The sequence below is a fragment of the Methylorubrum sp. Q1 genome, from assembly GCF_004683995.1.
GTDB lineage: Bacteria > Pseudomonadota > Alphaproteobacteria > Rhizobiales > Beijerinckiaceae > Methylobacterium.
In genome coordinates this window covers 63,104-85,180 of the sequence record NZ_SRHQ01000007.1, presented here as the reverse complement: position 1 = coordinate 85,180, position 22,077 = coordinate 63,104, and the positions used below count along the sequence as shown (strand labels likewise).

Annotated in this window: 15 protein-coding genes; 5 read left to right on the top strand and 10 right to left on the bottom strand. The window is 70.7% G+C overall.

Annotation, left to right across the window (positions count from 1 at the left end):
- Positions 1 to 3 precede the first annotated feature (3 nt).
- Together metW and E4V01_RS08820 are read left to right on the top strand one after the other, a co-directional pair.
- The gene (gene metW / locus E4V01_RS08825; protein WP_060769394.1) at positions 4 to 693 is read left to right on the top strand and encodes a methionine biosynthesis protein MetW; all 690 of its coding nucleotides are present in this window, start codon (positions 4 to 6) and stop codon (positions 691 to 693) included.
- Positions 690 to 1,184 carry a hypothetical protein gene (locus E4V01_RS08820; RefSeq protein WP_135298104.1) on the top strand — a complete coding sequence of 165 codons (495 nt, stop codon included), beginning with the start codon at positions 690 to 692 and terminating at the stop codon, positions 1,182 to 1,184. The genes metW and E4V01_RS08820 overlap by 4 nt, the downstream gene beginning before the upstream one ends.
- A 3-nt stretch (positions 1,185 to 1,187) precedes the next feature.
- Here E4V01_RS08820 and E4V01_RS08815 read toward each other — a convergent pair whose 3' ends face one another.
- Positions 1,188 to 1,979: a 1-acyl-sn-glycerol-3-phosphate acyltransferase gene (locus E4V01_RS08815; protein ID WP_135298103.1), complete on the bottom strand. Its 792-nt coding sequence runs from the start codon at positions 1,977 to 1,979 to the stop codon at positions 1,188 to 1,190.
- Positions 1,980 to 2,408: 429 nt separating this feature from the next.
- Between E4V01_RS08815 and E4V01_RS08810 the strand changes: the two genes are divergently transcribed.
- Positions 2,409 to 3,362, top strand: a complete 954-nt coding sequence (locus E4V01_RS08810) for a phosphotransferase family protein (protein WP_135298102.1) — start codon at positions 2,409 to 2,411, stop codon at positions 3,360 to 3,362.
- On the opposite strand, the gene ggt is transcribed toward E4V01_RS08810, so the two are convergent.
- Positions 3,326 to 5,146, bottom strand: coding sequence for a gamma-glutamyltransferase (ggt, locus tag E4V01_RS08805; RefSeq protein ID WP_135298101.1), 1,821 nt, complete (start codon positions 5,144 to 5,146; stop codon positions 3,326 to 3,328). The genes E4V01_RS08810 and ggt overlap by 37 nt on opposite strands.
- A 115-nt stretch (positions 5,147 to 5,261) precedes the next feature.
- On the opposite strand from ggt, the gene E4V01_RS25645 reads away from it, so the two are divergent.
- Entirely contained in the window at positions 5,262 to 5,504 is a 243-nt protein-coding gene (locus E4V01_RS25645) for a hypothetical protein (RefSeq protein ID WP_060769389.1), read from the top strand.
- A 510-nt stretch (positions 5,505 to 6,014) separates the two neighbouring features.
- Here the strand turns inward: E4V01_RS25645 and E4V01_RS08795 are convergent.
- Together E4V01_RS08795 and E4V01_RS08790 are read right to left on the bottom strand one after the other, a co-directional pair.
- Positions 6,015 to 6,311, bottom strand: coding sequence for a hypothetical protein (locus E4V01_RS08795; RefSeq protein WP_135298100.1), 297 nt, complete (start codon positions 6,309 to 6,311; stop codon positions 6,015 to 6,017).
- 410 nt (positions 6,312 to 6,721) lie between these two features.
- Positions 6,722 to 6,913, bottom strand: coding sequence for a hypothetical protein (locus E4V01_RS08790; protein WP_060769387.1), 192 nt, complete (start codon positions 6,911 to 6,913; stop codon positions 6,722 to 6,724).
- Between the two features lie 141 nt (positions 6,914 to 7,054).
- Between E4V01_RS08790 and E4V01_RS08785 the strand changes: the two genes are divergently transcribed.
- Positions 7,055 to 7,417, top strand: coding sequence for a hypothetical protein (locus tag E4V01_RS08785; protein ID WP_060769386.1), 363 nt, complete (start codon positions 7,055 to 7,057; stop codon positions 7,415 to 7,417).
- Positions 7,418 to 7,754: 337 nt separating this feature from the next.
- Here E4V01_RS08785 and E4V01_RS08780 read toward each other — a convergent pair whose 3' ends face one another.
- From E4V01_RS08780 to E4V01_RS08755, 6 genes are all read right to left on the bottom strand, one after another.
- Positions 7,755 to 8,435 carry an OmpW family protein gene (locus E4V01_RS08780; RefSeq protein ID WP_060769385.1) on the bottom strand — a complete coding sequence of 227 codons (681 nt, stop codon included), beginning with the start codon at positions 8,433 to 8,435 and terminating at the stop codon, positions 7,755 to 7,757.
- Between the two features lie 226 nt (positions 8,436 to 8,661).
- Positions 8,662 to 9,915 carry a GGDEF domain-containing protein gene (locus E4V01_RS08775; RefSeq protein ID WP_060769384.1) on the bottom strand — a complete coding sequence of 418 codons (1,254 nt, stop codon included), beginning with the start codon at positions 9,913 to 9,915 and terminating at the stop codon, positions 8,662 to 8,664.
- 144 nt (positions 9,916 to 10,059) lie between these two features.
- Positions 10,060 to 11,043, bottom strand: coding sequence for a bifunctional diguanylate cyclase/phosphodiesterase (locus tag E4V01_RS08770; RefSeq protein WP_135298099.1), 984 nt, complete (start codon positions 11,041 to 11,043; stop codon positions 10,060 to 10,062).
- A gap of 247 nt (positions 11,044 to 11,290) precedes the next feature.
- Positions 11,291 to 12,283 (bottom strand): DUF808 domain-containing protein, encoded by a 993-nt coding sequence (locus E4V01_RS08765; protein WP_060769382.1) that lies wholly within the window; start codon positions 12,281 to 12,283, stop codon positions 11,291 to 11,293.
- Between the two features lie 174 nt (positions 12,284 to 12,457).
- The gene (locus E4V01_RS08760) at positions 12,458 to 14,734 is read right to left on the bottom strand and encodes a CHASE2 domain-containing protein (RefSeq protein WP_245517476.1); all 2,277 of its coding nucleotides are present in this window, start codon (positions 14,732 to 14,734) and stop codon (positions 12,458 to 12,460) included.
- Between the two features lie 35 nt (positions 14,735 to 14,769).
- Positions 14,770 to 22,047 carry an autotransporter-associated beta strand repeat-containing protein gene (locus E4V01_RS08755; protein WP_135298098.1) on the bottom strand — a complete coding sequence of 2,426 codons (7,278 nt, stop codon included), beginning with the start codon at positions 22,045 to 22,047 and terminating at the stop codon, positions 14,770 to 14,772.
- Positions 22,048 to 22,077: the final 30 nt, after the last annotated feature.

Genomic DNA, 22,077 nt, shown 5'->3' with positions numbered 1-22,077 from the left:
ACGATGAGCGAGAGCTTCACCGATGCCGCCTCCGGCGTTCCCTGGGAAGCCGCCGAGGCGCTGCCCCGTGGCGAGGGCACGGCGCGCGTCGATCATATCGTCGTGCTCGGCCTCGTGCCGCCGGGCGCGCGCGTCCTCGACATCGGCTGCGGCGACGGCTCGCTGCTAGCGCTCCTGCGCGACCGCCGCGGCGTCGATGGCCGCGGCATCGAATTGTCGCGCGAGGGTGTGAACGCCTGCCTCGCCCGCGGCCTGCCGGTGATCCAGGGCGATGCCGACACGGATCTCGCCAACTACCCCGACGACGCGTTCGACGTCGTGGTCCTGTCCCAGACGATTCAGGCGACCCGCAATCCGCGCATCGTGCTGGAGCACCTTTTGCGGATCGGGCGGCAGGTCATCATCTCGTTCCCGAATTTCGGCCATTGGCGGGTGCGGGCCGAACTCGCCTTCCGCGGGCGGATGCCGGTCACGGAGATCATGCCGGAGACGTGGTACGAGACCCCCAACATCCACCACTGCACGATCCGCGACTTCGTCGGCCTGTGCCGGGATGTCGGCGCCCGCATCGAGAAGGCGACCGCCCTCGACGTGCGGGGACGGCCGATGCGCTTCTCGATGCCGTGGTGGTTCTGGAACCTGATCGGCGCGCAGGGCGTGTTCCTGCTCCGGCGCGGGGCCGGGCGAGGGTGAGACGGGTAGTCGTCCTCGGGCCGCCCGGCAGCGGAAAATCGACCCTGGCCCGGCAACTCGGCGCCCGGCACGGCCTGCCGGCGTTCCATCTCGACCGCGCCTATTGGCGCCCCGGCTGGATCGAGGCCGAGCCCGCCGCCTTCCGCGCCGAGGTCGAGCGGATCGCCGCCCTCCCCGCCTGGGTCATCGACGGCAACTATACCGACACGATCGCGCCCCGGTTCGCGCGCGCCGACACGGTGATCTACCTCGACATGCCGGCTTGGCGCTGCACGGCGCGGGTGCTGCGGCGGACGCTGTCGAGCTTGGGGCGGGTGCGGCCCGCAGGACCCGAGGGCTGCCCGGAGCAGCTCACCCTGGAATTCCTGCGCGACACCGCACGCTGGAACCGCATCCGCCGGGTGCGCAACCTCGCCCTGGTCCAGAGTTTCGCCGGACGCCGGATCGTCCTGCGTGGGTCCTCCGCCGTCCACCGTTTCGCGGCCGGCTGATCTTCACAGCGTCCCGGACGTATCCGGTGCGGGCGTCGAACCGCCCATCGCCACGGCGATCGGGTGGCCGTGGCGGGCGAGGTCGTCCCGGCCCTCCGCCAGCAGCGCGTCGGAGGCCGTCTCGATGCGGGTCTGCAGCTCCTTGAGGAAGGCGGGACGCGCCAGCCCCGGCGGGATGACCGGCAGAAACTCGATCACCGTGGTGCCCGGCATCCGGCGAAAGCCGCGACGGCGCCAATAGAGGCCGGTGTTCAGCGCCACCGGCAGGCAGGGCACGTTCAGCGCGGCGTAGAGGTGGGAGGCGCCCTGCTTGTACGCGGGCGGGGCGCCGGCCGGGCGGCGGGTGCCCTCGGGGAAGATGATGAGCTGGCGCCCGTCGCGGATGGCCTGCGCCGCCGCCTTGTTCATCGCCGCCATCGCCCGAGTGCCCTTCGAGCGATCGATCGGCACCATGCCGCCCCGGGCGAAGTACCAGCCGACCACCGGAATCCACATCAGCTCGCGCTTGAGCACGTAGCCGAAATCATCGAACGGGATCGTGAGCGCCAGCGTCTCCAGCGCGGATTGATGCTTGGCGGCGACCAGCAGCGGGCCCTTGGGGATGTTCTCCAGGCCGCGGAACTCCACCCGCGTCCCGCCGATCACGCGCAGCAGAAACACCACCGTGCGGCCCCAGAACTGCGCCACCCGGATCGTGGCCTTGCGCGAGGCAAGCGCCGGACTTCCCAGGATCGCGATCAGGGCCGTCGCGACGTAGAAGGAGAGGTTGAAGGCGAGCGAGCGGAAGAGGAGCATCGGCGGTCCGCGTGAGGATGGCGCTCCTTTACCGTGTGCGCCTGCGCTTGCCCACCGCCGGGCCGAGGAAACCCGTCGCGCGGCGTAGCACCCGCCTCCACCGCTTTTCCGGCCAGCCGCCGATCCGATGAAAGGCTTTCATCCGGGGGGATTCAGCGCCTGGTGCCGTGATCGGCGCGCGATGCAGGGCAAGCCGCGGAGATTCCCGGCATACACTATGGTGCCGTCTTGGTTTTGTAATTTTGATTATAGAAAATTACTTTTGTTACTTTAAATTAGCGAACTTGAACGCCGACAACGAGCACGTATTCGAATTATCAAATGAGATTTTCCGACGAATAGCCTGGCTGTATCAAGGTAGCGAGGGGGACGGATGGGCTTGTTCGCACGCGAGCGAGCCTTTCTCGGAGCGTGCTCGGAGCCGCAGCCATGATCCGTGCCCTGTCGATCCGTGCCCTATCCTTGCCTGGACATGCCCCTCCCGTCGCGGTGCCGGATCGCATCGGGGCCGGCCGCAGCTCCGAGGTGTTCGCCGAAGGGCCGGACCGGGTGGTGAAGCTCTACCGGCAGCCCTTCGAGCCGGAGGCGGTTGCGAACGAGTGGGCCGCGAGCCGCCTCGCCCATGGTTTCGGCCTGCCGGTGCCGAAGGCGCTCGGCATTGTCCGACGGGCCGGGCGCACCGGCATCCTGTTCGCGCGCCTCGATGGTTCGCCGATGACCGTGCGCTATGCCTGCAACCCGGTCGGGTTGCTCCTGGCGCTGCGCCGGGTGGCGCGGATCCAGCACGCGATCCATGCCTGTCCCGCCCCCGGCCTGCCCTCGCAGCATGCCCGTCTCCGGGGCCAGATCGAGGGGGCGCGGGTGCCGGAGCCCCTGCGACAGGCGGCACTCGCCGCCCTCGACCGCCTGCCGAGGGGCGACCGCCTCTGTCACGGCGACGTGCATCCCGGCAACGTGATCGCGACCTCGGCCGGGCTCCGCCTGATCGACTGGCAGAAGGCCGCCGCGGGCGATCCGGCCGCCGACGTGGCCCGCTCCGAACTGGTGCTTCGCTACGGGCGGCTCGGCCCGGCCTGGTTCAGCCGGCTTCACGCCGTGCGGATGGCGCGTCGGCTGAGCGCGGCGTGGTACGTGGAAGCCTACCGCGCGGCGAGCGGCCTGCCGCGGGACGCCATCGCCGCGTGGCGCCTGCCGGTCGCGGTCTCACGCCTGTTCGGGCGCCCCTCCGACACCGACGCCGAATTGCTGGCGGCGATCGAAAGGCTGGCGCGCGAAAGCCCTGATTTCGAACAGGCGAGCCTTTTCGCGGGCCCAGGACAGAGCCCTGCTCGAGGGCAGTCCGGGCGTTATCGCTCAGGCCCCTCGGCCAGCGTCCCCCGCTGACGCGGGTCGGAGGCGCCGGCGAGCAGGCCCTCCTCGGCCATCACCGAATTGGCCGAGCCCGAAGTCGCGCCGACCTTCACGTTGTGGCCCTTGGCCCGCAACAGGGCCAGCGTATCGGGTGAGACGCCTTCCTCGGCCATCAGCACGTCGGGCTGCCACTGGTGGTGGATGCGCGGCGCGGCGACGGCCTGGGCGAGGTTCATGCGGAAATCGAGCACGTTCACGATGACCTGAAGCGTGGTCGTGATGATGCGGCTGCCGCCGGGACTGCCGGTGACGAGAAACAGCTTGCCGTCCCGGAACACGAAGGTGGGCGTCATCGAGGAGAGCGGGCGAGCACCCGGCGCCACGGCGTTGGCCTCGCCGCCGACGAGGCCGTAGGCGTTGCGCGCCCCGGTCTTGGCGGAGAAGTCGTCCATCTCGTTGTTGAGCAGCACGCCCGTCCCTTCGGCGACCAGCCCGATCCCGTAGGAGAAGTTCAGCGTGTAGGTGTTGGAGACGGCGTTCCCCTCCGCGTCCACCACCGAGAAATGCGTGGTCTGATCGGACTCGTAGGGCAGCGGGTTGCCGGCGCGCACCTCGGCGGCGGACTTCGCCCGCTCCGGATCGATCTTTTCGCGCAGGGTGGCGGCGTAGGGCTTGGCGGTGAGCCCTGCGACCGGAACCTGCGTGCGCGACGGGTCGCCGAGCCAGGTGGCGCGGTCGGCATAGGCCGGCTTCATCGCCTCGGCGAGCGTGTGAAGCGCCCCCGCGCTGCCAGCGCCCATGCCGGCGAGATCGTAGCCCTCGAGGATGTTGAGGATCTCGATGAGATGCACCCCGCCGGAACTCGGCGGCGGCATCGAGACGATCTCGTAGCCGCGATAGGTGCCGCGCACGGGCGTGCGGATCTCCGGCCGGTAGGCGGCGAGGTCGGCGGTGGTCATGATCCCGCCTGCGCCCTGCACGGCCGCGGCGATCTTGTCGGCGATCGGCCCCTCGTAGAAGGCATCCGGTCCCCGCTCGGCGATCGCCTTCAGAGTGTCGGCGAGGTCGCGCTGGATGAGCGTCGCGCCGCGGGGGAGCACGTGGTCGCCCTGGAAGAAAACCGCCCGGCTCGACGGCCATTGCCCGAGCAGGCCGGACGCCCGCGGCAGGGAATCGGCCAACCCCGATTCGACCGGGATGCCGTCACGGGCGAGCTTTTCTGCAGGGGCGATGAGGTCGGCCAGCGTGAGCTTGCCCGAACCGTAGCGCCTGTGGGCCTCGGCGAGGCCGCGCACCGTGCCGGGCACGCCCACCGCCTTGCCGGTCCGGGTGGAGGCGGCGCGGTCGGGCTCCCCTTGCGGGTTCAGGAACATGTCGGCGGAGGACGCGGCTGGGGCGGTCTCGCGGTAATCGATCGCGATGGTTTCCCCAGCGGCTTCCTTCGGTACTTGCCGACCCGTTTCCTCGCCCACCTCCTTGGCCGCGGCGCGGTGCACCATCATGAAGCCGCCACCGCCGAGATTGCCCGCCCGCGGCAGGGTGACGGCGAGCGCGAAGCCGACCGCCACCGCCGCATCCACGGCGTTGCCGCCCTTCCTCAGGATCTCGACGCCGACGCGGGTGGCGAGTGCGTCCTGCGACGACACCATGCCGCGGCGGGCGAGAACCGGCAGGAGGCGGGCCTCGTCCGACTGGATCGGCGGCGGTTCGGGCGCGGGCGGCACCGCTTGGGCCTGGGCCTGGGCCGGAAACGGCACCGCCAAGGAGGCGATGAGGAGAAGCGCGCGGGCGGAGCGAACGGGTGAAGTCGGGCTCATGCCCCGAGCTTATCGCAAATGTGGGGCGCAGCCACGCTCCCCGCGAACGACCATTTGTCCCCTGGCGCGCCCCATCGGGTACGAGGCGCGCCTTGTTCGGGCATCGTTGCATCCGATGCCGGTCGCGGCGAAGCTCTATCGCCCGCTCAACGCCGGCCCGCCCGCAGTGCCGCCGGTGCCGGGCGGTCCGCTGGTGGGCGTGCCGCCGATCACGGCGCCGGGTGTGCCGCCGACGACGGCCGGCTTGTTCGGGGTGCCGACCGGGGCGCCGGCCGTGCTCGGGCCGGGCACCGGCTGCGAGCCCGTGGCCGAAGCCTTCGGGCTCGGCGGCGAGGGCCGTGCATCCGCGCCGGCCTGAGCCATGGCGGCTGCCGGGAGGCTCACGGTCAGAGCCAGCGCGATCGTCGTGAGCCGCATGAGATGTCCTGTCCGAGGCAAAGGGTGTCCCTCAACCCGGCGGATCCGGGAAAGTTCGCCTCGGCCGATCACGATCGCCCTCGGTTCGGGAACGTTCCTCGACGCGGTGGACCCCGGTTCGGCGATCAGAAAGCGCGCCGAAGCAAACATCGCCAGACGCCGACCGGATGTCGTCGGGTCGGATACGGCAGGGCGCGAAGGGCGCCCCGCGAAAGCCTGTCCAAGGGGCCGAAACGGTCGCTCGGACGTCGAGCGGAGCGAAAAGTCGAGGCCACGGCGGCCGTCGGCGTTTGAGGCCCGAGGAAAACAGGGTGATCGCGTCAGGCGATCACCCCGTCAGGTCAGTTGCTCAAGCATCGTCCTGGATACCGGAACCAGGACGATGCTTGAGGCCCTTGCTTTCGCATCAACTTTTTCCCGAAAGCCGGCAACCACTTTTCGGGACGATGCTCTAGCGATTGCCGAGCCGGTATCGGGGGGCAGCCCATGCCGGGTCGCGCAGTTGCGGCTCCGTGCGCCGCATACGGCGGATCCGGTGCTCGGCTTCCGTCGGCTGGTGATAGCGCAGCGAGTCCTGATGCGCGTGGAAGTGATGATCCCAGTGACGGGTGCTGGGATGCCAATCCACGGTCTGGGCCGGGTGGCCGGCGATGACATCCGGCTGCGGCAGGGCGGGAGCGGCGGAGGCCGCCGTCGCGCCGATGGTGCCGAGCACGAGGCCGGCGGCGAGGATGGGGACGATCCGCATCTTCCGTGTCTCCTCCACGCACGATGATCGCGCGTTCCGATATGTCATAAAACGTTCACAAACCGATTTTTCGTCCCGTGCGATCGGACGAAGCCGTGATAAAAATCTTTGAAATGACCGGAATTTAGTGGGCGACGTGCCGTGCCGCACCGGCTCGGACATTCCGTCTCGCGCGCCCGGACAATTCGTGCGCTGCGTGTATCGGCGTGCAACGCGTGTCGGGATTCGACGCCGTGGGGGGGGCCGAGTGCCGTTCCGCCATCGTCCAGCGGCTGGGAGGCCGGCATCGGAGTGCCGGCGTCCGCCCCCCCGAATCGGCGGAGGCGCGGCGCCGACACCGGTCATGAATCGCAGGGGGGGCTGTGACGGCTGGTGCCGGGCTCGGACCTTCGCCAGCCGTACGCGCGGGTTTAGGCGGCGTCCTCGACGTCGTCGCCGTCAAGGATCGTCTCCAGATCGCCGGTGAGCGCATCGAGTTGATCGGCGCTCGCGCGGATCTTGAACTTGGTTCCGTCCTCGGCTTCCACCGCGATCTCGATGTGGTCCTCGACCTTGGCGGCGAGCGCCTGCTTGAGCGTGTAGGTGGTCACGTCCTTGGCCATGCGGCTTCCTGTCGGCGGTGTGTCGTTGGGAGGTGGGAAGCGCCGGGAGGCAGAGTCGTTCCTTCGATCGTCCCGTCATCGGCGCCGGCGGCCGGGGACCCGTTAAGTCGGCCTTGATGGCTTCGGGAGCATCTCGCCGCTATGAACGCGCCACGGATTCTCCTTGCCCTGTTCGTGATCGGCGGCAGCCTCGGCGCCGACGCTGCGGCGGCGCGCACGCGCGACCTCGGAGATCTCGAAGCGGCCTGGCATGACTGCGTCCGCGAGGCCTCTATCCGGCAACCGCCGGGTCAGAGCCGGGCGGGGGCGCAGCGCAACGTCCTCGACGAGTGCCGGGAACACGAGGACCAGTTGGTGGCCGCCACCATGCTCGAACACGCCCGCGAGGACGAGGCCGCGAGACGGACCGGCCTCCCCCTGACGGCCCGGGCAGGCGCCTGGGCCGCCTCCGTCGCGGCCTACGTCGTCGATCCCGTCACATCCTGGCTGCTGGGGTGGCGCTAGAGCATCATCCCGAAAGGTGGTTGCCGGCTTTCGGAAAAAGGATGATGCAAAAACAAGAGGATAGAGCATCTTCCGACGAAGGGGCAGCGGTTCGTCGATAGAATGCGCGTCGCAACAAGGACCGAGAGACGCCGGCCTGATGCCATCAGGTCGGAGCCGGCTCCCGGCGCTCCCGTCACGCCCACGCGATCCGATGTTTCAAGGCCCGTGTCCGCGAGCCCGGACGGTGACGGGACACGGGCCTTGCAGCATGGCCCCGGCCATCGTCGCCCGCTTTCGCGATGGACGACGCTTTCGGGACATGCGCCGATCGGGCCGGACCGAGACCGGCCGCCGATCAGAAGCGGTAGCCGATGCCCGCGCCGACGATCAGCATGTCGAGCCTCACCGTTGTGGTGCCGGAACCGATCCGGGAGACCTGCGGCGGCAGGAAGATCTTCTTGATCTCCATGTTGGCGTACCAGTCGCCGCCGAGGTGATAATCGAAGCCGGCCTGAAGAAGCGGCCCCAGTTGCGGATCGGCCTTCATCTCGGTGATGAGAGGCTTGGCCGGCTCGTAGGCGATCGGGTGCGTGTAGCCCGCGCCCGCACCGATATAGGGGTTGAAGGTGCCGTGCGGCAGGAAGTGGAACTGGACCGCGCCGGTCATGGCAAGGCTCCAGGTCGAGCCGATCGTCAGGTCGCCGATCAGCGACCCGCGGATCGAGGTCCGGGTCGACGCCACGCCGACCTGACCGGCCAACGCGAAATGATCGGACAGGAAATACGTCACGTCGAGATCCGGCAGGGCGCGTGCCGGGGTGATGACGCGGCCGCCGATCGGCTCGACCCGGGAGAACTGACCGACCGGGATGGAGCCGACGACGCGTCCGCGGACGAGGAAGCTGCCCGCGGTCAACCCGCCTCCAGAGGCCGTCATCGTCGCTGGCTCGGCGGCTTGACAAGGGGTCGAGAGCCCGAACAGGCCGCCGCCGAGCGCGCCGAACACGGCCGCGAAAAGGCTCGATCGCGCCGGCATCGGCTTCGCTCCCGACGCTTCGCGCCGAACGGGTCCCCACCTGCGTGGCGCGCAGGCGAGACGATGGTCCCGCCCGGAGGACGGAAGGGACGAGGGAGGGCGGTCGAGCATGGGTTCTGTTTTCGGACCTTGAGGAAAATCGTTTCGGCGCGCCTCACGGCATGCCCGCCCACGGACTGTTTTCTCTGGGTCCGCAGCGGTCCGAGGGTCGGTCCCTGAGTGAGGCTCAGGCGAGTTCGGATCGCGGCTGGCCGACGACCTGGATGACCTCCATGGCCTCGCGAAGCCCGGAGGGCGGCTCCGTTCGGGCGGCGCGGGTGTCCGGCTGAGGCGGCGGCGGTTCGAGGCACACGCGATTGCGGCCGGCTCTCTTGGCGTCGTAGAGGGCCGCGTCCGCCCGTGACAAGGCGGCGTCGATCCGCTCCTCGCCGACGGCCACGAACGCAACCCCAATGCTGGCGGTCACGGGCACGGACGCTCCGTTCACGGTGAAGGGCTGCCCGGCGACGGACTTTCGCAGGCGCTCGGCGACGGCGGCGGCCACGGTGGCGTCGGCTTGGTCGAGCACGACCAGGAACTCCTCGCCGCCCCAGCGGGCGACGAGGTCGTCCTTGCGCATCGCGCCGCGCAATCGCTCGGCGAAGCCGACCAGGGCCGCGTCGCCGCCGTCATGGCCGTAGGTGTCGTTGATCGCCTTGAAGTGGTCGATGTCGGCCATCAGGATCGCGCATCGCAGCGGGGAAGGAGACAGGCCGGCCCGCCGGCTCATCGCCGTGAACAATCCGCGCCGGTTCGCCAGCCCGGTGAGCCAGTCGGTGTCGGCCAGGCGGATGAGCTTCAGGTGCGCGCGCTCGCTCACCATGGCGAGATAGCCGACTTGGATGAAGACGCCGCACCACAGATCGAACACCAGCGAGTAGACCCCGCTCTCGGGCGAAGCGAGGCGCTCGCTCGCGAAATGGACCACGCCGATCGTCAGGATGAAGACGCAGAAGTATCCGCAGAAACCCGCCAGGACGATGTACTGCGTCCACAGGCGCATCGAAGCGGGCGTTCTCAGGATTTCCCAGATGCACAAAGCCGTGCTCAGCGCGGTGCAGGCGAACACCGCAATCAGACTCCACGACATCGGTGCACCGGCCTGGAGCAGAATGCCGTAGGACAGGCCGCTGAAGAGGGCGAGCCCGACGGTCGGCAGGATGAGGGGCGTGCGCTCGTGGAAGAGGCGCAAGCCGACCCAGGACACGGCGAGGCTTGCCCCGTACAGGACGTAGATGGCGCTTCCCCTGACGGCATTCAGCGGCACGCTCGGCGGATCCCCGAGCATCAGGATCGAGGCCGTCAGCGAGCAGCAGAGCGCGCCGGCCCAGATCCCGAAATAGATCTCGCGCGGATGCCGCAGCAGGGTGACGAAAAACACCAGAACAAAAGCGAGGCGGCTGCTGATACTGGCGACCTGAAGGGTGTTGAAGTCGAGCATGACCGTCCAGGTCCTTTACGGAAGACCCGCGCGTGGGAGCGCTCCTGCCTCGGAGCGGATTGCCGGTTCGGCGAATGGCACTCTAAACAGTGGTCCGGAGTCGATCTCGTTTGCCCCGGCCGCGAGGTCGGGCGGCAGGGCGCATCACGGGGCTGCGCGTTTCAAGGATTTCGTTCGTCGTCCGGCCTCGCCCGATCGCAGCCTGTGCGCCTGCTCCCTCAGGAGCGCCGTCGCGGCCGCGCCCGTGACAGGCCGGCTGAACAGGAAGCCCTGCAGGTCCGTGGCGCCGATCTCGCGAAGCATCCGGGCTTCATCCTCGGTCTCGATTCCCTCGGCGGTCACCGCCATCCCGAAATGATGGGCGATGTCGTGCATCGTCCGGACGAGGAACCAGCTCTCGCGCGCCTCATCGAGGCCTGTGATGAACGTGCGATCGATCTTGAGCCTGTCGAAGGCGAAGCGCTGCAGGTAGCCGAGCGACGAGAAGCCGGTTCCGAAATCGTCGAGGGCGATGCTGACGCCGAGGGCACGGATGGCCGCGACGCCCTTGAGCGCGACGGCGACGTCACCCATCGGAACCCCCTCGGTCAGTTCCAGTTCGAGCCGACGTGCCTCAAGTCCGCTGGCTCGCAACGCGGCGATGACCCGGTCCGCGAAGTCCGGATCCTGCAGTTGAACCGGGGAGACGTTCACCGAGACCCGGCAGAAATCCGGCCATGCCGCCGCCTGCTGGCAGGCGGCCTCGAGAACCCAGGCTCCGATCGGGCCGATCGCTCCCGTCTCCTCGGCCAGGGGGATGAAGTCAGCGGGTGATACCGGCCCCAGGGACGGGTGCTGCCAGCGCAGCAACGCCTCGCAACTGGTGATCGCTCTCGTCGCCGCGGACACGATCGGCTGATAGACGAGAAAAAACTCCCCCCCGGCCAGGGCCGACCGGAGATCCTCGGCCTGCAGATCCTCGATGCGAGCCGGGACCTGCGGAGCGGCCATGGCGCCGGTCGCGGAGCGCTCCGAATCGAGGCGCTGTGCAGTCAAGCCGGCCACGGCCGAAAGCTTGACCGGATCGATGCAGTGCCCGTCCTCCGAACGATGCAGGCGCTGCGACGGAACAGCAGGCTCGAGTCTCATGGAAGGCGCTTTATGTAGAATGCTGCACGCATCGTGGTTCGAGCCGCCCTCACGCTTGTTCCGAATCATCAGCTATCGGACGTTCAAGCCAACAAAAGATAATCGGCAGAGCCTAAGGAAAAGTTATCGTATGTTTGCGTAATTTCCCTCCTCGGCCACCCCTAACAAATTCTGAAGCACAGCAACGGCTCGAGACGCTTGCTCTCAGCAGAACAGGATACGACGCTCGATCCTTTTCTCGGTTTCATCAGGTTTCTTTTCTTCGCATCGGGAGGAGCTGTTTGACCGCTCTCGAGGCCGGCGCCAGGATTTTGCCGGCGATCGGGATCAGCGCGAAGCCGGCGAGCAGTCCGACCACGCCCGCGCCGCCCGCCGTCACCAGCCACGCGATGACGCCGCCGAGTGCCGGCACGGCCCCGCTCGCGGCCACGGCCGCCTCGTGGATCACGTGCTCAGGGCCGGCGAAGCCGTAGCCCGCGAGACTGTGGACGATGATGCCGCCGCCGACCCAGACCATGGCCGCCGTGCCGACGAGGGCCAGCGCCTTGAGGAACACGGGCATGCCGCGCACCAGCCCGCGGCCGATCGCGGCCAGCACGCCGCTGCCCCGCCGGGCGAGCGCCAGACCGATGTCGTCGGCCTTCACGATCAAGGCGACGGCGCCGTAGACCGCGAGCGTGATGCCGATCGCGACGAGCGCCATCACCACGGCGCGTGACCAGACCGTGCCATCGCCCAAGCCCGACAGGGTGATGGCCATGATCTCGGCCGAGAGGATGAAGTCGGTCTTGATCGCGCCGGAGACCCGCTGGTCTTCCAGAACCTGCGCATTCGGTGCGGCCGCCCGCGCCTTCGCTTCGGCCGTGTGATCGTGAGCCGCGTGCGGCACGATCATCTCGTAGATTTTCTCGGCACCCTCATAGGCGAGGTAGAGGCCGCCGAGCAGCAGGAGCGGGGTGATCGCCCAGGGCGCGAAGGCGCTGAGCAGCAGCGCGGCCGGCAGCAGGAACACCAGCTTGTTGATGAGCGAGCCGCGGGCGATGCGCCAGACGATCGGCAATTCGCGGTCCGGCGAGAAGCCGACCACGTAGCGCGGCGTGACCGCGGCATCGTCGATCACGACGCCGGCCGCCTTGGTCCCGGCCTTGGCGGCCTGGGCCGCAACATCGTCCAGCGACGCGGCCGCGACCTTCGTCAGGGCGACCACGTCATCCAAGAGGGCTAGCAGTCCGACGCTCACAGTCGCCTCATCCCGTTCTATGCTCGGCGAGCATATGGCGCAGCGTAGCGGTTAAGCGAGGAGGCGGCCCGCGAGGCAGGGCGCGGATCGCTCTCACGCCAAGAGCCGCGCGCCCGTACCGGCCAGAGCATCGTCCTTCGTCGAAAGCCGGCAGCCGCCGTTCGGGGCGATGCTCTATTTCGCGGTGGCGACCGTGACGCCGTCCCAGTCCTCGGGCGGCGGCTCACGGCGGAAGGCTCCCGCACGGGCCGCGTAGAGCGCGTAGAGGCCGTCGATCCGTAGATCCTGCGCGAGCCCCTTCGCGAGCATGCGGCAAGCCTCCGCACCCGCGTGGGTCTCGTCCCATTGCCGGGCGCGATAGGCCGCGATCATCGCGGCGTGCCGGGCCGCGAGCTGCCGGAACGGCTCGGACCGCCGAAAACCCTCGTCGCCGACGAGGGTGAAGAGCGTCTCGGGCTCGCGCTTGCCCTTCACCCGCACGCGGTCGATCTCGATCACCGGGTAGCGGTCGCAGAGAGCCTCCGCTGTCGCCGCGCCGAGGACGATCTTCACCCCGTAGAGCTTGGATTGTCCCTCCAGGCGGGAGGCGACGTTCACGGGGTCGCCGAGCACCGAGTAGTCGAAGCGCAGGTCGGAGCCCATGTTGCCGACGACGCAGGCCCCGGTGTTGATGCCGATGCCGATGTCCAGCGGGAGGACCGGGTGCCCGCCCGCTTCCGCCTCGCGCCGACGCGCGGCGTTCAGGGCGTCCATCCGCGCCAGCATGTCGAGGGCGGCGGCCGCCGCCTGGGCCTCGTGGTCGTCGACGGGCAGCGGCGCGTTCCAGAATGCCATGATCGCGTCGCCCATGTATTTGTCGATCGTCCCCTGCCGCTCGAGGATCGCGTGGGTGAGCGGCGTGAGGAATCGGTTCATCAGGGCCGTCAGCCCGGCGGGATCGTCCTTGTAGAACTCCGCGATCGCGGTGAAGCCGCGCACGTCCGAGAACATGATCGTCAGGCGCCGTTCCTCGCCGCCGAGTCGCAGCGGCTCGGGCGAGTGGGCGAGCTGCTCCACGAGGTCCGGCGACAGGTAGCGGCCGAAGGCGGTGCGGATCCGCTTCCGTCCGGCCTGCTCGCGAAAGTAGTTGGTGAAGACGAGAGTGAGGTAGACGAGGAAGGTCGTCAGCAGGGGGTAGGTGGCATCGAACAGGATGCCGTGCGCGGAGAACCGGTACCACGACAGAAACACGAGCTGCGCCGCGACGATGCCGCCGAACAGCAGCAGGCCGAGCGCGCCGAGGATCGGGGCGAACAGGATGATGGCGAGCGACACCGCCGCCGTGGCGCCGGCCTCGATCAGGGTCGCCTCGTTCGGTACGGTGAGGGTGGCGCCGGTCAGCAGGTTTTCGAGGAGTTGCGCGTGGATCTCGACGCCGGGCATCGAGCGGTCCAGCGGCGTGGTGCGGTTGTCGAGCAGGCCGACGGCGGAGGTGCCGACGAGGACAATTTTCCCGCGCAGCCGTTCGGGTGGAGTCGTACCGTTCAAGACATCCTTGGCGGACACATAGAGCCCCGGATCATGCGGGCTGAAACGCACCCAGATCTGCCCCCGCGGATCGGTCGGCACCGTGAGGTCGGGCAGGCGGATCGAGACGACGCCGGTGTCGTTGGTCCGGATCAGCAGGGTGTCCGCCCCGGTCGCCACCCGCAGGATGTCGAGCGCCAGGGTCGGGACGACGGTGCCGCCCGCCCGCAGCACCATCGGCACCCGCCGCACCACGCCGTCCCGCTCGGGGCTGATGGTGAAGACGCCCCGTCCCGCGGCGGCCCGCTCCAGCACCGGCAGGTTGCGGATCAGGCCGGGAAAGCCGATCAGCGCCGCCTCCGGATCGAAATCCGTCCCCACCACGGCGGTGCCGGTCTGCGGCGGCGGCCCCTCCCCCGTCCAGGCGATGGGCGTGCTCGCGGCGGTCTGGCCCAGCACCACCGGCATGCGCCCGATCGCCTCGGCGAAGACCCTGTCGCTGTCGGGCTGCGCCCGCAGGTCGGCGCGAGCGGCCTCGCTCAGGTCCGGCAGGGTCTGCGCCAGGAGCGGCGGCGACAGGCGGTCGGGCTCGGAGAAGACGATGTCGAAGGCGACGATCGCTGCCCCGGCCTCTTGGAGTTTCCGGCAGATTTCGGCGAGCCGCGTGCGCGTCCAGGGCCACTGGCCGAATTCCTTGAGGCTGGCCTCGTCGAGATCGACGATCGCCACCGGGCGCTCGGCCGGCGGCACCCGGGGTGCCAGCACTTGAAGCGCGTCGAAGGTCCGGACGCGCAGGGTCTCGACCGCCGGGGGATCGGAGATCCGCAACAGCAGCAGCAGCACGAGCAGGCCGCCGGCCAGCAGCCGGCCCGGCCCGATGCGGCGGCCGAGGCGGCCGACGGGGCCCCGGCTCGCGGACAGGGCGGGCATGACCGTCCTGCGCATGCGCGGCCCTTCCCGCCGATCCTCGTGCAGCGGCGTCAGAACGCGTAGCGCACCGAGGCGCCGCCGTGGATGGTGTCGCCGACGGGCTGCGGCCCGAGCGTGCCGAGGACGAACCCGTCGAGCGCGAGATCCTGCTGGATCCGGTAGCTGATCCGCGCCCCGTATTCCGCCCAGGTCAGATCCTTGATCGGTGTCGTGAACGGCACGTCCGCCACCGTCCCGTTCAGGCCGCTCTTCAGGCCGAAGCCGTGGGCGACGCCGAGATTGAGCTGCGCCTCGATCGCGGTGCCGAACAGGTGCGTGTATTGGCCGCCGAGCTTGGCGATGTTGATGATGTCCGTGCCACCGCGGCTCGCCAGGGCGTAGGGGTTCGGGGCGAGCAGACCCTCGTTATAGGCGCCGGCATATTGCCAGCCGCGGCTGTACTCGACGGCCGCCGCGACCTCGTCCTGCGGCGAAAGCCGGGCGACATAGCCGACCCGGCCGAAGACCGAACCACCGAGGCTCGACACCCGTCCGGTGCCCTGGCCGGTCATGTTCCCGAAGGTGTATCCTCGGCTGTAGGTCGTGTTCTGGCTCGGCGCGAACAGGCCGCCGACATCCACGAACGGCCGCGCCGAACCGAAACCGGCGGGATCGTAGCGCAGCAGGCCGGCGAAGATCGGCCCGCCGGAGACGCGGACCCGGCCGCTGTCGTAGCCGGTATAGGCGAAGCCGCCGATAGCCATGAGTTCGTCGGTGAGCGCCTTACGTCCCTGCGCGCCGACGCTGTAGGAGCCGGCCATGCCGAAGCCGCTGAAGCAGTCGCCGCAACTGATCTGCTGGTTGAAGCCGGTGAGCACGCTGCCGAGGACGCGCTGCGTCACGAAGGCGCCGAAACGGTCGCGCGCCAGCCCCTGCGCCGAGGCGATCGCGCTCGTCAGATCCGGTCCCGGCGGCTCGGCCGGGCGGCCGGGTTCGGCCTCGCCGAACTGGAGGTAGGCGCTGCCCGCGTCGTAGCCGACGATCGGTTGGAGGCCCCGCACCGGTGCGGTGAAGCGAACCGTGGTGAACTGGCCGGTCAGCCCCGCGCTCGCCACCAGGATCGGCAACCGCACCGGCGTGGTGTAGGCGAGGCTGGAGGGCGTGATCTGCAGGATCCCCCCGGAGGCGATCGTCGCGGTCGCCGGGGTGACGAGCCGGCTCGCCGCCGTCAGCGACAGCGTCGTCGCCAGCGTCGAGCCCGCGCCGAGCACCACCGGCCCCTCCGCCGTCAGGGTGCCGGTGGGGTCGGCCGCGTTGCCGGGCGCGACAAATCCCCCGGATTGGACCGTGAGCGCGCCGACCCGGCCGGTTCCGGTCAGGCCCGCGCCGGGCTCGACCGTCAGGATCGACGCCCCCGTGAGCGCCCCGTCGACCTGGAGGATGCCGGCCGTGACTGCGGTGGCGCCCGTATAGGTGCCGGTGCCGGACACCACCAGCGTGCCGAGGCCGGTCTTCTCCAGAGCGCCGGGCCCGGAGATCGAACCCGACAGGGCGACCGCTCCGGAGCCGGAATCGATCGTCGCGGCGGCGGGGCCTTCGAGGCGGATCGCGTTCTCCACGGTGTAGCCGCTGCCGAGGAAGGCAAGACGGGTGCCGGAATCGAGCGCGATGGCGCCGCTGCCCGCGGCCCCCGGACGGCCGAGCGCCAGCGTGCCGCCGGTGACCGTGGTCCCGCCGCCATAGGTGCTCGCCCCCGTCAGGGTCAGCGTGCCGGACCCGACCTTCGCCAGTGCGAGGGCGCCGCCCGCGCCGTCCTGCAGCACGGTCCCGGCGGTGCTGCCGGCTCCCAGCGTCAGCACCGCCGCCGGGGCGCCGGCGTTCTGGATCACCCCGCCCTCCCCCGTCAGGGTGCCGATGCCGAGAGCGTTGCCCGCCAAACTCACGGTGCCGGCATTGGTCAGGGCAGTGAGGTCGGCCAAGGGCCCGGACAGCGTGAAGCTTGCGCCGGCCCCGTTCGTCACCGCCCCCGCGATCCGGCCCTGTACCGTGACCGTGGCGCCGTTCGTCAGTGCGCCGGTGACAAGGCTGCCGGGGCCGAGTGCGAGGCTGCCGCCGGTGACGGTCACCTCGCCGTTCAACGTCCCGGTATTCGTCACCGCGCCCGCCGTGCTCGTCAGCGCACCGGCCGTACCGCGGTTGGCGAAGCTGCCGCTATTGGTGACCGGCCCACTGAGCGTGCCGTCGTTGGTGGCGGAGCCGGCATTGGTGAGACCGCCGCCCACCGTTCCCAAATTGGCGAAAGCGCCGCCGGCCCCTGTCGTCACCGAGGAGGCCAGCGCGCCGCCGGCCACGAGCGCCAGCGTGCCGGCCTCGACCGTCGTCGCGCCGGTATAGGTGCCGGCGCCCGTCAGGGTCAGCGTGCCGGATCCGAGCTTGCGCAGGCCGATCCCCGCCGCCTGCCCGGTCAGTCCGGTGGCGATGGTGGCGGAGACGCCGGCATCGACGGTGACGAAGCTCTGACCTGCCGTCGTGAAGGGGTCGCCGGTCAGGTTGAGCGTGCCGGTCCCGCCGAGCCGATAGCCGTCGGCGGTGAACTGAAGGCCCTGGATGTTCCGAGCCCCGGCCACCGTCACCGTCCCGGCGCTCCCGGCGAAGAGGCCGACGCCGGAGCGCCAGACGTCGTTGATCTGCCCGCCGGGCAGGCGGGTCCAGTTGGTGCCGCCCACGCTCCACGTGCCGGTGCCACCCTGGCCGCCGGCCGCGGCGCCGGTGGTGTCGGCGCCATCCCAGAGCTGCACCGACTGGTTGCCGTTGACCAGCAGCACGTTCACCTGGGCCGGGATGTCGGTATAGACCAGCGCGCTCGTGCCGGCGCTCGGCGTGGCGATGCGATCGAAGCCGCCCGAGACCGTGCCGCCGTAATTGAACAGCCGGTAGGCGCCCGAGACCGGCGCGGCCGTGGCGCCCGCCGCCGAAACGAGGCTGAGCGTGCCGCCGAGCCCGAGATTGCCGCCGACATTGATGAGGTCGTTGCTCGCGCCGCCGACGATTCCCGGGCTGCCGAACTCGAACAGCGAGGTCGAGCCGGGGTTGAGGGTGTAGTTGCCGGCGACCGTCAGCGTACCCGGCGAGTTGCCGGCCGAGACGGTGCCGCCGTTGACGATCACCGAGCCCGCCACGGTGCCGGCCCCCAGCAGGGTGCCGCCGGCATTGACGTTGACGCTTGCCGTGTTGGCCGTGGTGTCGCCGAAGGTGCCGTTGACCGCCAGCGTCCCGGCATGGATGGCGGCCGTGCCCGTGAACCGGGCCGCCGGCCCGTTGCTGCCGGTGAGCGTCGTGATGCCCGTGCCCGATTGGCTCAGGGTGCCAGAGCCGGAGATGACGCCGGCAAAATCCAGCCGGTCCGAACGGTTGAAGGTCAGCGTGCCATTGGCGACGACATCGCCGGGGATCGCGCCGGCCGTGCCGCCGTTGCCGAGTTGCAGGGTGGCGCCGGCATTCACTGCTGTGCCCCCGCCATAGCTGGCGGTCCCGGTCAGGACCACGCGGCCGGCCCCGCCCACCGTGAGCCGGCCGGGGCCGGCGACCACGCCGGTCAGGGTGAGGCTCGCGCCTGCATCCGGCGCCAGCGTGCCGCCCGCGGCGCCGAGCGTGAGCGCGCGGCCGGTGGTGAAGTCGGCTCCCGTGGCGAGCGCACCGCCGCCGAAGCTCAGGCCGCCCGTCGCCGCGCCGAGGCTGGCATCCCTCGAGACCAGGATCGTGCCGCCGTTCAGCGCCGTGCCGCCGCTATAGGTGTTGGTGCCCAACAGCGTCAGCGTGCCTGCCCCGACCTTGATTAGGCTGCCCGCGCCGGAAACCGTCCCGGAGAAGCCCGTTGAGCGTCCGTCGCTGCCCGCGGTAAGCGCGCCAGCCCCCAGCGTGACGCTGCCGGCGCCAGCGAGCGACCCAATGGCTTGTCTGAAACCGGCGAGGTCGAGGGTCGCGTCTCCGGCCACGGTGAAGGCAGAAGTGCCTGCGAAGGCATTGTTGATCCCGGCCCGCAGCGTGCCGGCCGAGACGAGGGTTGCGCCGGTATAGCTGCTCGGGCCTGCGAGCGTCTGCGTCCCACCCGCGAGTGTCAGCCCACTGGCGCCGGTGATCGCGCCGGAGAAGGTGCCGGCGGCGTTAGTGAGCGTCAGGCGATTGAAGCCGAGGTTCACCGTTCCAGTTTGACCGACGGCGGTGTCAGACAGGCCGGCGATCGCGGTGCCGCCGTTGGCCAGCCCCGCGATGTCAAAGCTGGCACCCGTTGCCAGCGCTACACTGCTCGACGATGCAATCGCGCCCGAACTAGTGAGCGCCAGCGTGCCGCCGCTCACAGTGGTGGCGCCGGTATAGGTGTTGCTGCCCGTGAGCGTCAGCCGGCCGCCCGCGAGGGCAAGGCCGCCGCCGGTTGTGTTGAAGAGGCCGCCAGCATCGCGGATTGTGCCGGCGAAGCTGCTCGAGCTCTCAGTGATGGTGAGCGTCTGCGCGCCCAGCGTGACGGTTCCGGAACCCGACAGGGCGATGAGGCGCGCGCCCGCAGTGGTCTGCGACAAGTCGAGTTCGCCACCGACACCGACCGAACGCGAGGCGGCGATCGCGCCCGGGCCGGCGAGCGCCAGCGTGCCATCGCTCACGGAGGTGATGCCGGTATAGGTATTGGTGCCCGTAAGCGTCAGCTGGCCAGCACCAAGAGTGAGGCCGCCCCCCGCTGCATTGACGAGGCCTCCGGTATCGCGGATCGTGCCGGCGAAGCTGGTCGAGCCTCTGGTAACGGTGAGCGTCTGTGCGCCGAGGGTGACCGTCCCGGAGCCCGACAGGGTGACAAGGCGCGCGCCCGTGCTCGTCTGCGACAGATCGAGTTCGCCGGAGACGCTGACCGAGCGTGAGTTGGCGATCGTGCCAGAGCCCGCCAGCACCAGCATCCCGGCCTCAATTGTTGTCGCGCCGGTATAGGTGTTGGCACCGCTCAGGGTCAGGGTGCCGGCCCCGGTCTTCGTCAGCCCGCCCGTGCCGGCAAGCGGCCCAGCCGCGACCATCGCCACGCCCGGAACCGCCTCGATCGCCCCACCGGCCGGCCCCAGGGTGACCGTCCGCGCCGTCGAGAGGGCGGCGGTGGCCCGGAGCGTTCCGCCGTTCAGCAGGATCCCGCCCGACGGCGCGCCGAGACCGGCATCCGCGCTGATCGCGAGCGTGCCGCCCAGAACCTGCCAGGGGGTGACCGCCGGCGTCGTTCCGGTGAGCGTCCAGACCCCCGTATCGACCTTCTGGAAGATGCCGAAATTCTGGTACTGCGGCCCGATCGCGGCCACGGAGAACGTGCCGTCGGCGGCACCGCCGAGGCTGAGCCGGTCGGAGGCGCTGAAGGCGGCGACCGTTCCCTCGATCTGCGCGGTCGAGGTCAGGGTGAGGCTGTTGAGCCCGCCGGTGAAGCTGATGGCCCGGCCCGTCTCCGCCGCGGCGGGGCCGGTGGCGCCCGCGCCGACGGCGATGAGGCCCGAATTGACGACGGCGAGATTGGCGCCGACGACGGCCGTTCCACCCAAGCCACCGCCTGCCACGGCGCCGCTCGCGCCGGTGGCCCCCGCACCGCCTGTAATCCTCCCGGCATTGATCAGGGTGCCGCCGCCGGGGGCGAGCACGCCGATCCCGCCGGCGCCGCTGCCGGTTCCGCCCGTCCCACCCGCGACGAGACCCGCAGCGAGGTTGGTGAAGCGGCTCGCGCCCTCGAGCAAGAGGCCGGCACCGCCCGTGCCGCCGATCCCGGCCGCGCCCGTCGCGCCGGAGACTTCCAAGAGGCCAGCGGCCCCGCCTGCCCCGCCCCGGCCACCGGCGATGCGACCGGAACTGGTGAAGTCGGTGCCGATGAGCTGCGCTCCGATGCCGCCCGCGCCGCCCTGGCCGCCGGCTCCGCCCCGGCTCTCCGGGCTGAAGCCCGGCAGACCGCCTGCTCCGCCCTGTCCTCCGTCCCCGCCGAGAAGGGTCCCGGCATTGCCGGGGGCGGTCGCGCCACTGATCCGCAGCCCGGTGCCGCCCGTGCCGCCGATGCCGCCCGTGCCGCCGGAGGCATCGGGCGGACCGATCGGCCCTTCGGAGTTTCCGGTGGCCTGGCCGCCCACGCCACCGATGCCGCCCGCTCCGCCGGCCACGGTGCCGATGTTGCCGAAGCCGTCCGCACCGGTCAGTTGCACGCCGACCCCGCCGCGGCCGCCGGCCCCGCCCGTCCCCCCGGTCCCGCCGATGGCGACCGGCGCTCCCGACGGTCCCACGAATTCGACGAAGCCGGGCGCGCCGACGGCGCCGCCGCCGCCCGTGCCGCCGGTGATGGTTCCGGCATTGGACAATCTGGCGCCGGCCGGCCCGGAGAGCCCGGCGCCACCTTCGCCGGCCGCGCCGAGGATTGTACGCGGAGCCTGGCCGGGAAATCCGAGGCCGCCGCCGAGGCCGCCGGCCCCACCCGCAATCGTGCCGCCCGCCGCGTTGAGGAAGGGGCTGCCGCCGGACAGGAACACGCCGATCCCGCCCGCGCCGCCAGCCCCTGCAGTGCCGCCATCGGCCCGCGCCGTGCCGCCGCCGGCACCACCGCCGCCGCCCAGGATCGCCCCGGCATTGGTGAAGGAGACCGTTCCCGCGTTGCGAAGCCCGATGCCGCCCTCGCCGCCGCCGCCGCCGGCTTGCGCGTCGCCGCCCGCGCCGCCGGCCCCGCCCTGCAGGATTCCGCCGGCCCGGTTGGCGCTCGCCCCCCCGCCCCCCGCGACGATCGCGCCCTCGCCACCGGCCCCGCCGCCGCCGCCGCCCTGAAAGCTGCCGGGCGCCGTGGCATCGTAGTTCGTCGCGTTTCCGCCCCGGCCACCGTCGCCGCCGGCCAGCGTCGCCGCATTGTCGATCAGGGGACCGGTGCCGTTGCCGCTCGCGCCGCCGCCACCGCCGCCCGCGCCGCTGGTCGAGAAGATCGGCGCCTCACTGCCGTCGCCGCCGTTCGGGGAGCCGCTCGTGCCCCCGGCGCCGGACGCGCCGCCCGGGCTGGTCACGAGCGGTCCGTCGCCGTCGGGGAAGGCATAGCCGCTGCCGCCGGCCCCGCCGGCAAGGCCCGGCCCGCCGCCATTGCCGCCCCCGCCGGCCCCGGAATTCCCCAGGTTGCCGCCGGGATCGGCGCTGCCTGCGGGCGCATCGGCACCGGGCCTGCCATTGCCGAGCGTGCCGCCCGACGAACGGCCGCCGGCTCCCCCGCTCGCCGGCCAAGCCGGTGCGCCCTGGAGCAACACGGCGAGCACGGCACTCCCGACGAAGACGGTCGTAAGCAGCGCGTCGCGCTGATGCTGAGCCATGCCCCTAACCCCGTCTCGCCGTCGCACCGA

Excerpts from the sequence above, each read along its gene's own strand:
- E4V01_RS08760 (WP_245517476.1), bottom strand. The coding sequence starts at position 14,734 with ATGCGCAGGACGGTCATGCCCGCCCTGTCCGCGAGCCGGGGCCCCGTC.
- E4V01_RS08775 (WP_060769384.1), bottom strand. The coding sequence starts at position 9,915 with ATGCTCGACTTCAACACCCTTCAGGTCGCCAGTATCAGCAGCCGCCTC.
- metW (WP_060769394.1), top strand. The coding sequence starts at position 4 with ATGAGCGAGAGCTTCACCGATGCCGCCTCCGGCGTTCCCTGGGAAGCC.
- E4V01_RS08770 (WP_135298099.1), bottom strand. The coding sequence starts at position 11,043 with ATGAGACTCGAGCCTGCTGTTCCGTCGCAGCGCCTGCATCGTTCGGAG.
- E4V01_RS08785 (WP_060769386.1), top strand. The coding sequence starts at position 7,055 with ATGAACGCGCCACGGATTCTCCTTGCCCTGTTCGTGATCGGCGGCAGC.
- E4V01_RS08815 (WP_135298103.1), bottom strand. The coding sequence starts at position 1,979 with ATGCTCCTCTTCCGCTCGCTCGCCTTCAACCTCTCCTTCTACGTCGCG.
- E4V01_RS08790 (WP_060769387.1), bottom strand. The coding sequence starts at position 6,913 with ATGGCCAAGGACGTGACCACCTACACGCTCAAGCAGGCGCTCGCCGCC.
- E4V01_RS08795 (WP_135298100.1), bottom strand. The coding sequence starts at position 6,311 with ATGCGGATCGTCCCCATCCTCGCCGCCGGCCTCGTGCTCGGCACCATC.
- E4V01_RS08780 (WP_060769385.1), bottom strand. The coding sequence starts at position 8,435 with ATGCCGGCGCGATCGAGCCTTTTCGCGGCCGTGTTCGGCGCGCTCGGC.
- E4V01_RS08755 (WP_135298098.1), bottom strand. The coding sequence starts at position 22,047 with ATGGCTCAGCATCAGCGCGACGCGCTGCTTACGACCGTCTTCGTCGGG.
- E4V01_RS08810 (WP_135298102.1), top strand. The coding sequence starts at position 2,409 with ATGATCCGTGCCCTGTCGATCCGTGCCCTATCCTTGCCTGGACATGCC.
- ggt (WP_135298101.1), bottom strand. The coding sequence starts at position 5,146 with ATGAGCCCGACTTCACCCGTTCGCTCCGCCCGCGCGCTTCTCCTCATC.
- E4V01_RS25645 (WP_060769389.1), top strand. The coding sequence starts at position 5,262 with ATGCCGGTCGCGGCGAAGCTCTATCGCCCGCTCAACGCCGGCCCGCCC.